This is a genomic window from Micromonospora sp. WMMD1219 (assembly GCF_049315215.1).
GTDB classification, from domain to species: Bacteria; Actinomycetota; Actinomycetes; order Mycobacteriales; family Micromonosporaceae; genus Micromonospora; species Micromonospora tulbaghiae.
Map to the genome: position 1 here is coordinate 4,481,914 of NZ_CP186057.1, position 12,318 is coordinate 4,494,231.

Annotated in this window: 7 protein-coding genes; 6 read left to right on the forward strand and 1 reads right to left on the reverse strand. The window is 67.0% G+C overall.

Annotation, left to right across the window (positions count from 1 at the left end):
* The first annotated feature begins 5 nt into the window (after positions 1-5).
* Together eccCa and ACN27C_RS21020 are read left to right on the forward strand one after the other, a co-directional pair.
* The gene (gene eccCa, locus ACN27C_RS21015) at positions 6-3,989 is read left to right on the forward strand and encodes a type VII secretion protein EccCa (protein ID WP_422747567.1); all 3,984 of its coding nucleotides are present in this window, start codon (positions 6-8) and stop codon (positions 3,987-3,989) included.
* Positions 3,990-4,000: 11 nt separating this feature from the next.
* Positions 4,001-5,341, forward strand: a complete 1,341-nt coding sequence (locus ACN27C_RS21020; protein ID WP_422747569.1) for an EsaB/YukD family protein — start codon at positions 4,001-4,003, stop codon at positions 5,339-5,341.
* 4 nt (positions 5,342-5,345) lie between these two features.
* On the opposite strand, the gene ACN27C_RS21025 is transcribed toward ACN27C_RS21020, so the two are convergent.
* Positions 5,346-5,969: a LuxR C-terminal-related transcriptional regulator gene (locus tag ACN27C_RS21025; protein ID WP_422747571.1), complete on the reverse strand. Its 624-nt coding sequence runs from the start codon at positions 5,967-5,969 to the stop codon at positions 5,346-5,348.
* 178 nt (positions 5,970-6,147) lie between these two features.
* On the opposite strand from ACN27C_RS21025, the gene ACN27C_RS21030 reads away from it, so the two are divergent.
* The 4 genes from ACN27C_RS21030 (at position 6,148) to ACN27C_RS21045 (ending at position 12,297) form a co-directional block, all read left to right on the forward strand.
* The gene (locus tag ACN27C_RS21030) at positions 6,148-11,157 is read left to right on the forward strand and encodes an RHS repeat domain-containing protein (protein WP_422747573.1); all 5,010 of its coding nucleotides are present in this window, start codon (positions 6,148-6,150) and stop codon (positions 11,155-11,157) included.
* A gap of 115 nt (positions 11,158-11,272) precedes the next feature.
* Positions 11,273-11,593: a WXG100 family type VII secretion target gene (locus tag ACN27C_RS21035; RefSeq protein WP_422747575.1), complete on the forward strand. Its 321-nt coding sequence runs from the start codon at positions 11,273-11,275 to the stop codon at positions 11,591-11,593.
* A gap of 27 nt (positions 11,594-11,620) precedes the next feature.
* A complete protein-coding gene (locus tag ACN27C_RS21040) occupies positions 11,621-11,974 on the forward strand; it encodes a WXG100 family type VII secretion target (protein WP_422747577.1) in 354 nt (117 codons plus the stop codon).
* Positions 11,974-12,297 carry a YbaB/EbfC family nucleoid-associated protein gene (locus ACN27C_RS21045; protein ID WP_422747579.1) on the forward strand — a complete coding sequence of 108 codons (324 nt, stop codon included), beginning with the start codon at positions 11,974-11,976 and terminating at the stop codon, positions 12,295-12,297. Before ACN27C_RS21040 ends, ACN27C_RS21045 begins: the two co-directional genes overlap by 1 nt.
* Positions 12,298-12,318 lie beyond the last annotated feature (21 nt).

The following is a 12,318-nucleotide window of genomic DNA, read 5'->3' on the forward strand; positions in this document are numbered from 1 at the left end:
GCCTGATGAGCCGCCTGGCCTTCCACCGGCCCGCCCGGATGCTGCTGCCGCAGCTGCCGGCGCAGACGGTGACCCTGCCCAGCCCGCCCGAACCGCCCAAGGACAACGCGGCGAACTCCGCATGGACGTTGGTTCTGCCGCTGCTGAGCAGCGTCGGCATGGCCGCATACATGATCACTTTTGGCAAGCCCGCGATGATCATCATCGGTGTGCTGTTCTTCCTGACCTCCGCCGGCGCGGTCGTCGCGATGCGGATGCAGAACCGCAGCAGCAACAACCGCACCGCACGTAAGCAGCGCATCCGCTACCGCCGGCACCTCGCGCTGGCCCGCGACCAGGCCCGCGAGGTCGCCCAGGCCCAGCGGACCGTCGCGGCACTCGCCGACCCCGACCCGATGCGGCTGTGGTCGATCAGCATCAACCGGCACCGGGTGTGGGAACGACGCCAGGAAGACGCCGACTTCCTGCGCGTACGGATCGGACACGGTCTGGTACGGCTCGCCACGCCGATCGAGCTCGACCCCAAGATGGACCCGCTCGGCGAATACGACTGGGACTCCCTGCAGGCGGCACATCGGCTGATCGACCGGATGGGCTACCTCGACAACCAGCCGGTGATCATCGACGTGGGCAACGCCGGAGTCATCAGCGTCGTCGGCGAACGGGCCCGCACCGACCTGCTCACCCGGGGCCTGCTGTGCCAGATCGCCGTGCTGCACGCCCCCGACGACGTCACAATGGTGGTCGAGACCGGCGGCGCCGAACACTGGGAATGGACCAAGTGGCTGCCGCACACGTTCGAGCCGGACGCCCGCAGCGACAGCGGATCGGTGTCGCTGGTCGCCGAGGACCCCGATGTCCTGATCGGTTTCCTCCAGGCCGAACTCACTCGGCGCACCGAGCTTCAGAACACCCGGCGCAACGCGTTCAGCGGTGACCGTCCCGCCGCCAGACAGCGGCGGCTGGTCGTGCTCTTCACCGGATTCGCGCCGTTCTCCGAATGGGGCCGCTCCGACCTCATGGCCGCACTGCTCGCCGGAGCCGGAACCCAGCTCGGCCTCACCCTGATCTTCTGCGGTGACCGGGAGCTCGACGAACCCAGCCGGGTCGACCTGCGGATCCGCATCGACGACGCGGGGCACGTGGTCACGGAAGGACGCGGCGAACTGGTCGGCACCCGGGCGTTGCGGTGCTGGCCCGACGACATGTCGCCGTTGCTGGCCGAACTCGTCGCGCGCAACCTCGCACCGCTGCGGCTCAGCGACGAACGCGAACAGGTCCTCACCCGCACCCGGTCGCTGAGCGAGATGATCCTCGGCACCGATCCCGGCAGCGGCGACATCACCAGCCGATGGGTCGACGCCGGGGATCCGCGGATGCTGCGTGCACCGATCGGGGTCGACGGGGACGGCCAGATCGTCATGCTCGACATCAAAGAATCCGGGCAGGGCGGTTCCGGGCCGCACGGCCTCGTCGTCGGAGCCACCGGCTCCGGCAAGAGCGAACTGCTGCGTACGCTGGTCACCGGCCTCGCGCTCACCCACTCGCCGGAGCTTCTCAGCTTCGTCCTCATCGACTTCAAGGGTGGCGCGGCATTCGCACCGCTGCAGGGCCTGCCCCACGTCTCCGGGCTGATCACCAACCTCGCCGACGACGCTGCCATGATCGACCGGGTACACGCCGCCCTGATGGGCGAACAGCAACGCCGTCAGCGGCTCCTGCGTGACGCCGGAAACCTCGACACCGTCCGCGAATACCAGATGCGTCGCGCGGCGGGCGTCAAGGCTGTCGACGGCACTCCGCTCGAACCGCTCCCCACGCTGCTCATCGTGGTCGACGAGTTCGGCGAGCTGCTCTCCGGGCGCCCCGAGTTCGCCGAACTTTTCGTCCAGATCGGCCGGGTCGGCCGCAGCCTCGGCATGCACCTGCTCATGGCCACCCAACGGCTCGAAGAGGGCAAGCTGCGTGGACTGGACTCGCACCTGTCCTACCGAATCTGCCTGCGCACCTTCAGCGCCGCCGAGAGCCGAACAGTTATCGGCACCACCGACGCGTACAAGCTGCCCCCGATTCCCGGCTCGGCCTATCTGAAAGTGGACGAGTCGATCTACCAGCGATTCCGCGTCGCGCACGTCTCCGCGCCCTACGTCAGCGCGGAGGAACGGTTCAGCACCGCCCGCGGTGACGGCACGTTGCTGCCGTTCGACCTGCGCAGCCACACCGCGATCGTGCAGCAGCCCGAGGAACCGCCGCTCGTCACCCAGCCCGGCCCGACCGAGCTGAAGATCGTGGTGAACCGGCTGACCTCGGTCAGCAGCCCCGCACACCAGGTGTGGCTGCCGCCTCTGCCCGCCGCGCTCGCCCTCGACCACCTGATCGGCCAGCCCTCCGTCCAGGAGGAACGCGGCTACTGCGCCCGCGTCTGGCCGCTGTCCGGGCGCCTCGCCGTGCCGATCGGCCTGCTCGACCTGCCGCTCAAACAGGACCAGGAAACACTGGTCATGGACTTCGCCGGCCCGCACGGGCACCTCGCCGCCGTCGGCGCGCCGCGGACCGGGCGCAGCTCACTGCTGCGCACGATCATGCTCGCCGGAATGCTCACCCACACCCCCGAGGAGATGCGGTTCTACTGCATCGACTTCGGCGGCGGGACGCTTCACCCGTACGCGGCGGCACCGCATGTCGGCACGGTCGCCGGTCGCGCCGAACCCGAACTGGTCGGCCGCACCTTCGCCGAGATGCGTGCACTGATCGTCGAACGAGAACGCACCATGCGCGCCAAGGGCGTCGAAACCATCGCCGACCTCGACGTGCCGCACGTCTTCCTGATGATCGACAACTGGGGTGCGCTGCGCAGCGAGTTCGAGGGCGCCGAAGCCGCGGTCAACGAGATCGCCGCGCGCGGCCTGGGCTCCGGAGTGCACCTGGTGCTCACCTCCGGACGCTGGAACGACATCCGGCCCGCCCTGCGCGACAGCATCGGCACCCGCATCGAGCTGCGCCTCAACGACCCCAGCGAATCCGACGTCAACCGCCGGATCGCTGCCCGCGTGCCCGCCGGGGTGCCGGGCCGCGGCGTCAGCGCACCGGGCATCTACTTCCAGCTCGTGCTGCCCCGCCTCGACGGCGTCGACTCCCCACACGGGCTGCGCGAAGCCCAGGAGGCGACCATCGCCCAGATCGCCGAGCACTGGAACGGTCCGCCGGCACCCCCGATCCGGCTGCTGCCACAGCGCATCACCATCACCGAGTTGCCGGCCCTGGCCGCCACCCCCACGGCGGTGCCGATCGGCATCGCCGAGAACGACCTGAGCACCGTCGGGCTCGACCTCACCACCGGCGACCCGCACTTCCTCATCTACGGCGACGCCGGGTCCGGCAAGAGCACCTTCTTGCGTACGTGGCTGACTGGGCTCACCGAACGCATCTCCGCGTACGACATGCGGGTGGTCCTCTTCGACTACCGCCACTCACTCATGGACGCCGTCGGACCCGAACACCTCGGCGCGTACGCCGGTGACGTCGACAGCGCGCGGGTCTACGTCCAGAGCGTCGTCGACAAACTCAAGGAGCGCATCCCTCCGCCCGGCATCACCCCCGCCCAGCTCAAAGCCCGCGACTGGTGGGAAGGCACGGAGATCTACGTCGTCGTCGACGACTATGACCTGCTCTCCGGCGGTCCGCAGGCCGTCCTTACCCCCCTCATACCGTTCGTCCCGCAGTCCCGCGAGGTCGGCCTGCACCTCGTCCTCGCCCGTCGGGTCACCGGCATGATCCGCGCCGGTGCGTCCGACCAGCTCGCCAGCCGCATCCGCGACATGGGCTGCGGTGGCCTCGTGCTCTCCGGCGATCATCGGGAAGGAGTCATCATCGGCGACGAACGCGCTGCCCAGCGCCCGCCCGGCCGTGGCGTCCTGGTCCGGCGCGGCCATCCCAGGCAGCTCATCCAGACCGCCGTTCCCGTGCCGGCGCTCGAACCCGTCAACTGAAAGGCCGCCGCATGGCGAACGAACACACCCGTGTCACTGTGGTCGGCACCTACCGCAGCGTCGACATCGCCCTGCCGTCGCTCAGTCCGCTGGGTGAGTACACCCCCCGCCTCGCCGAACTGTGCGGCCAGGAAGGCTCCGACCAGCTGCCGCCCGTCTGGTCACTGACACGCGGTGGCACCGGGCCGCTCGCCCTCGATACCGGACTGCTGCAGGCCGGCGTCGTCGACGGCGAGGTGCTCTACCTGTACGACGTCGCGGCGAACCCGATCGACGTGCCCGACCTCAAGGACATCGACGAGACAGTGGCCGACGAAACCGAGCAGCTACGCCGGGACACCGTCCATCCCGGTCCCGTCTTGCTCGTCCTCGGCGTCGCCCTGCTGATGGCCGCAGCCGTCCTGCTCTCGCTGCTCTATCGCACCGACACCGGTGCGGCCGCGGGGCTTACCGTCGCCAGCATGGCTCTGCTCGGCACCGCTTGGGGGTTGCGCCAGCGGCAGACCGCGGTACCGGTCGGCCTCGTGCTGACCATCGCGCTCACCGCCGTACCCGGCTTCGCCTGCGCCGGTCTGCTCATCGCTCACGGCCTCGGCGGCAGCAACTGGGCCTGGGGCGGCGCCGCCATCGGCGCCAACACCGCAATGCTCATGGCGATCGCCCTAATGCCCGAAATGGTCTTCGTTGCGGTCGAGGTCGGCCTGCTCGCAGGCGGTCTGACCATCGCACTCGCCGCCGGCCTGGAAGCAGACGGCGTCGAATCCGCCGCGATCGCCGCAGCGGTCGCCACTGGCATGCTTGCCCTGAGCCGCCGTATCGCCGCCCTCATCACGGCCTGGACGCCGCTGCGGCCCATCCCCGAACTCGTGCACACCTCGGCCCGGATCCTGCCCATCGTGCTGGCCGGCCCAGCCCTCACCCTCGCCGTGGCCCTGCCCGTGCTGGCGCTCTCCGGACGTGGGTTCGCCGTGGTCCTCGCCGTCTTCGTCTGCATCGCCGTCGCCGCCCGGGCACGCGGAGCGGCGTTCACCGCCGAACTCTACCTGCTGGGCGGTGCGGCAACCGTCGGTATCTTCGGGCTGCTGGTCGTGGCAGCGGGCGCCTTCGCCACCTCCGGCGGTACGGCAGCGTTCATCCTGCTCGGGGCGGGGCTGCTCGTCGTCGCGATCGGAGTCGGGATGAGCGTGTTCATTCCGCCGGCCAAGCCACACGGACCCGGCCCCACGCCGCCGATCCGCCGCAGCCGCACCGAAACACTCGGCGTCCTCGCGGCCATCGTCATCGCGCCGCTGACCATGGGCGTCTTCGGCGTCTTCGGCCACCTGATGATGATTGGACGCACGATCTTCTAGCGCTTCAGCGCTGCGCAGACGTCAGGTGGCCGAGCTCGATCGCGCGGCGGGTCAGCTCGGCCTTGTTGTTGGCGTTCAGCTTCGCTCGGATGCGCTTCGCGTACGTGTTGACCGTCGCCTGGGACAGTCCCATCCGTGTGGCGATCTGCGAGTGCGTGAAGCCGGACGCGATCCACCGCAACGTCTCCACCTCCCGCGGTGCGAGCCCGCCCTGCTCGTTCCCGGGAGAACCCGGCAACTCGGCCGGGAACCGGTCCGCCAGCCGCGGGCACAGATAGAAGCCACCCTGCGCGGTCACCCGCATGGCCTCCCGCACCGCCTCCTGCTCCGCGCGCCGACTCACACAGCCGCGTGCGCCCGCCCGGATCGCGGCCATCAGCCCCGGACGGCCCGTCCAGTCGGCGCTGACGAGCAGATGCCCGATCGGCGTGGCGTCGCGGACCAGCCCCAGCGTTGACGCATCCGGCTCCGCCGCATCCAGAACCACCAGGTCGTACGTCGCGCCGGCCGGCAGATCCGCCAGCGTAGCCACCGCCGCGAGCACCAGCAGATCCGGATCATCGCCGGCCAGCTTCTCCAAGCCGGCTCGCCAAATCGGCTGATCCGCGACGACAGCGACCTCGAACATTGCTACCTCCCACACCAGGTTCCGCCATAGAACGGGCGGAAGCGCGTGCGGGTTCGAGGAGGTGGCAAAGTTCCTCGCAAGAACAGCCCCAGACGTCCCCGAACGGGTGTCTTGCCGTCTGCTCTGTCGTCGCTCCTAGGCTCGAAGCGCATCCCTGCCGCCAGTCCAGGAGACCGACGTGCCCACCGAGACCAGCGCCGACGGCACCGTCGTCGACTATGACAGCAACGGCCGTCCCGTGCGCCAGCAGCTCCCCGACGGAACCGTCTTTGATCGCTTCAATGCCGACGGTAAGCCGACCCACGTGACTCTCCCGGGAGATCAGGAAGTAACGATTTCCTATGGCGGTGATGGCAGTAGTACGTGGACCTACGGCGATGGCACGAGGGTGCAGCGTGATGCTGACGGGGATGTGACTCGTCAGGTGACGGCTGATGGTGCGGTGTTTGATCGGTTCACGGCTGATGGGAAGCCGGAGCACGGCACCGTCCCTGGTGTTGATGGTCAGCCGGCGCAGGACGTGTCCATCTCCTATGGCGGTGATGGCAGTAGTACGTGGTCGTATGGTGATGGCACTCGGGTGCAGCGTGATGTGGACGGGGATGTCAGTCGTCAGGTGACGGCTGATGGTGCGGTGTTTGATCGGTTTGATGGTGAGGGAAGGCCGACGCACGGCACTACCCCTGGTGTCGACGGTCAGCCGACGCAGGACGTGACGATCTCCTACGGCGGTGATGGGTCGAGCACCTGGACCTACGGTGATGGCACTCGGGTGCAGCGTGACGCTGACGGGGATGTGACTCGTCAGGTGACGGCTGAGGGTGCGGTGTTCGACCGGTTCGATGGTGACGGGAAGCCCTCGCACGGCACCATTCCCGGCGCTGGCGGGCAGCCGACGCAGGACGTGTCCATCTCCTATGGCGGTGATGGGTCGAGTACGTGGTCGTATGGTGATGGCACTCGGGTGCAGCGTGACGCTGACGGGGATGTGACTCGTCAGGTGACGGCTGAGGGTGCGGTGTTCGACCGGTTCACCGCTGACGGGAAGCCGGAGCACGGCACCACCCCTGGTGTCGACGGTCAGCCCGCGCAGGACGTGACGATCTCCTATGGCGGTGATGGGTCGAGTACGTGGTCGTATGGTGATGGCACTCGGGTGCAGCGTGACGCTGACGGGGATGTGACTCGTCAGGTGACGGCTGAGGGTGCGGTGTTCGACCGGTTCGATGGTGACGGGAAGCCCTCGCACGGCACCATTCCCGGCGCTGGCGGGCAGCCGGCGCAGGACGTGTCCATCTCCTATGGCGGTGATGGGTCGAGTACGTGGTCGTATGGTGATGGCACTCGGGTGCAGCGTGACGCTGACGGGGATGTGACTCGTCAGGTGACGGCTGAGGGTGCGGTGTTCGACCGGTTCACCGCTGACGGGAAGCCGGAGCACGGCACCACCCCTGGTGTCGACGGTCAGCCCGCGCAGGACGTGACGATCTCCTACGGCGGCGACGGGTCGAGCACCTGGACCTACGGTGATGGCACTCGGGTGCAGCGTGATGTGGACGGGGATGTCAGTCGTCAGGTGACGGCTGACGGTGCGGTGTTTGATCGGTTTGATGGTGAGGGAAGGCCGACGCACGGCACCACCCCTGGTGTCGACGGTCAGCCGACGCAGGACGTGTCCATCTCCTATGGCGGTGACGGGTCGAGCACTTGGACCTACGGCGATGGCACGACGGTGCAGCGCAACGCCGACGGGGATGTCACCCGTCAGGTGACGGCTGATGGTGCGGTGTTTGATCGGTTCACGGCTGATGGGAAGCCGGAGCATGGCCGCATTCCTGGTGTTGATGGTCAGCCCGCGCAGGACGTGACGATCTCCTACGGCGGCGACGGGTCGAGCACCTGGACCTACGGCGATGGCACGAGGGTGCAGCGTGATGCTGACGGGGATGTGACTCGTCAGGTGACGGCTGAGGGTGCGGTGTTCGATCGGTTCACGGCTGACGGGAAGCCCTCGCACGGCACTATTCCCGGTGTTGATGGTCAGCCGGCGCAGGACGTGTCCATCACCTATGGCGGTGACGGTGGTAGTACGTGGACCTACACCGATGGCACGAGGGTGCAGCGTGACGCTGACGGGGATGTGACTCGTCAGGTGACCGCTGAGGGTGCGGTGTTCGACCGGTTCGATGGTGACGGGAAACCCTCGCACGGCACCATTCCCGGCGCTGGCGGGCAGCCGACGCAGGACGTGTCCATCTCCTACGGCGGTGATGGGTCGAGTACGTGGTCGTATGGTGATGGCACTCGGGTGCAGCGTGACGCCGACGGGGATGTCAGTCGTCAGGTGACGGCTGAGGGTGCGGTGTTTGATCGGTTCACGGCTGATGGGAAGCCGGAGCATGGCCGCATTCCTGGTGTTGATGGTCAGCCCGCGCAGGACGTGACGATCTCCTACGGCGGCGACGGGTCGAGCACCTGGACCTACGGCGATGGCACTCGGGTGCAGCGTGATGCTGACGGGGATGTCAGTCGTCAGGTGACGGCTGATGGTGCGGTGTTCGACCGGTTTGATGGTGAGGGAAGGCCGACGCACGGCACCACCCCTGGTGTCGACGGTCAGCCCGCGCAGGACGTGACGATCTCCTACGGCGGCGACGGGTCGAGCACTTGGACCTACGGCGATGGCACGACGGTGCAGCGCAACGCCGACGGGGACATCACCCGTCAGGTGACGGCCGATGGTGCGGTGTTTGATCGGTTTGATGGTGAGGGAAGGCCGACGCAGGGCACTACCCCTGGTGTTGATGGTCAGCCGGCGCAGGACGTGACGATCTCCTATGGCGGTGATGGGTCGAGCACTTGGACCTACGGCGATGGCACTCGGGTGCAGCGTGATGTGGACGGGGACATCACCCGTCAGGTGACGGCCGATGGTGCGGTGTTCGACCGGTTTGATGGTGAGGGAAGGCCGACGCACGGCACCACCCCTGGTGTCGACGGTCAGCCGACGCAGGACGTGACGATCTCCTATGGCGGTGATGGGTCGAGCACGTGGACCTACGGCGATGGCACGACGGTGCAGCGTGACGCCGACGGGGACGTGACTCGTCAGGTGACGGCTGAGGGTGCGGTGTTCGACCGGTTCACCGCTGACGGGAAGCCGGAGCACGGCACCACCCCTGGTGTCGACGGTCAGCCCGCGCAGGACGTGACGATCTCCTACGGCGGCGACGGGTCGAGCACTTGGACCTACGGCGATGGCACTCGGGTGCAGCGTGATGTGGACGGGGACATCACCCGTCAGGTGACGGCCGATGGTGCGGTGTTTGATCGGTTCACGGCTGATGGGAAGCCGGAGCATGGCCGCATTCCTGGTGTTGATGGTCAGCCGGTGCAGGACGTGTCCATCTCCTATGGCGGTGATGGGTCGAGTACGTGGTCGTATGGCGATGGCACGAGGGTGCAGCGTGACGCTGACGGGGATGTCAGTCGTCAGGTGACGGCTGAGGGTGCGGTGTTCGACCGGTTCACCGCTGATGGGAAGCCCTCGCACGGCACTATTCCCGGTGTTGATGGTCAGCCGGTGCAGGACGTGTCCATCTCCTATGGCGGTGATGGGTCGAGTACGTGGACCTACGGCGATGGCACTCGGGTGCAGCGTGACGCCGACGGGGATGTGACTCGTCAGGTGACGGCTGATGGTGCGGTGTTTGATCGGTTTGATGGTGAGGGAAGGCCGACGCACGGCACCACCCTTGGTGTTGATGGTCAGCCCGCGCAGGACGTGACGATCTCCTACGGCGGTGATGGGTCGAGCACGTGGACCTACGGCGATGGCACGACGGTGCAGCGCAACGCCGACGGGGATGTCACCCGTCAGGTGACGGCCGATGGTGCGGTGTTTGATCGGTTTGATGGTGAGGGAAGGCCGACGCACGGCACCACCCCTGGTGTCGACGGTCAGCCCACGCAGGAAGTAACGATCTCCTACGGCGGTAACGGCAGTAGTACCTGGACCTACGCCGACGGCACCAAGGTCGACCGGAACCCTGATGGTGCGGTGGTTCGGCAGGTCACCCCCGAGGGCGTGGTCTACGACGCGTTCAACGCCGACGGCAGGCCCATCCACGGGACGATTCCCGGCCGGGACGGCGGGTCGGCGCAGCAGGTCGATATCGTCTACCACGCCGACGGGTCGAGTGTCTGGGACTACCAGGGCGACGGCACCAAGGTTTACCGTAACGCCGAGGGCGACGTCACCCGGCAGGAGTTGAAGGACGGCACCGTCTTCGACCGGTTCGACGAGAACGGTAACCCCACGCATGGCACCGTGCCGGCGGGTAAGAGCGGGGAGCCGGCCCAGCAGGTAAACATCACGTACGCCCCGGACGGATCGAGCGCGTGGAAGTACGGCGACGGGACGACCATCCGGCGGGACCCGGCGGGAACTGTCACGGGGATGCAAGCCGGGGGATGGACGTTCGACAGGTTCGACGACCAGGGCCGCCCTACGCACGGCACCGAGGACGGCAAGAACAACGCCGTCGACATCAAGTACTCCGACGACGGCTCAAGTGTGTGGACGTACCAGGACGGCGCGACCGTCAACCGCAACGCCGACGGGGACGTCGTCCTGATGCAGGCGAACGGGTGGATATACGATGCGTTCGACGATCAGGGCCGCCCCACGCGCGGGACCAAGGATGGCCAGACCGTCACCATCGCATACGGGGCTGACGGGCTAACCACCATGATGTACGACCCCAAGAACGGGTTGGTCACCGACAGTAAGGGCAACCCGGTCGCCGTCATCGTGGACGGCAAACGCTACGACTACGCTGTGCAGATCGCGCTGTTGGGCGAGTCGATCAGCAAGGTGCGCACTCAGCGGGACTCGATCGGCAGCAACCTCGAAGCGATGGCCAGCCACCTGGGGTTGATCCGCGATGCGTGGAACAGCCCGGCGGGGGCGAAATACGAACAACTCAGCACCGACCTCAAGAAGCTCACCACCGACACCAGCAGCCTGCTCGATGACGCCATCAGGGCAATGCAGAAGTCGTACGACAACTACGTCGCGGCCGAGGGCGCGAACGTCAAGAGCATGCTCGCTGAGAGGCGCATGAAGAAACTGCTCCCTCACGAGCGCATGAAGCTGCTCCCTGACGAGCGCGAGAAGCTGCTCTGAACCCGGGGACGGTCGCGATGTCCTGCAAAGAGGTCACTCGCGTTGTCCGCGTCGGCAGCATCATGCTGGTCAGGGCAGTGCAGCTGCCGACGGAAGTCGGAAGGAAGAAGTTGCGATGGACCACATTCTCGTAACACCGGAAATGCTCAATAGTGGCGCAGCCAGCTGCGACGCCACCGCGTCGGCGGTTCAGAGTGACCTGGCAGACCTGCGTAACTATGTGGTGGGTCTGCAAGCGACGTGGCATGGCGTCGCGGCCAGGCAGTTCGAGCAGCTCATGCACGACTTCGATACGTTCGGCAACATGTTGAACGACGCTCTTACGGACATCGGCTCCGGCCTGCGTACGAACTACGTCAACTATGTCGAGTCTGAGACCGCCAACATCAACAGCCTCATTGCAGTGAACCAGGACATTCCTGGCGCGCACCTCTAGGGCGTCCCGGCGAGACAGGGGAGATCAATGGTAGATCCGAGCGGCAGCAACCTGCGTGTCCCGGCGGAGTTGGAGTTGGCCGGGCAGACGCTCAACAACAAAGCGGAAGTGATCGTCGAGCAGCTCGACACACTGATCCGTACGCTGTCGCCGCTGCTGGACGAAGCCGCAAGCGCGAAATACGACGCCGCCGCCGCAGCCGACGGTTGGCAGGGCTCGGCCCAGTCCTACTACAGCGGTCTGCAAGGCGAGTGGAATATCGCCGCTAACGGTTTGTTCGGCGAAACTGGCGTACTCGGCGTGATCGCGTCGGCGCTGAACCTTTCGTGGAACAATTACATGGAGGGCGAATGGGCTAACGTGCGCACTTGGAGGCCCTGATGGAGAACCCCGTGTCGGACTTGGACCGGATGCTGGAACAGGCGCAGGCGTTACAGGACCAGATGGCCGACATGCGCGACCGATTGTCGGCCACTGAAGTCACCGGCACGGCTGCTAGCGGTGCAGTACGGGTCTCCATGACCGCCGCCGGCACCTTCACCGCCGTACGCCTGGATCCACATCTCATCGCCGATACCGACCCGGAGGAGCTGGAGGAGTTGATGCTCACCGCCCTGCGGGATGCCGGCGAACAACTGCGTGAGATGACCGAGCGCCGGATGGGCTCGCTTAACGAGATCTTCCAGTCGTCGATCCAGCAGTAGCCGGTTGGAGAACAAGGAGCC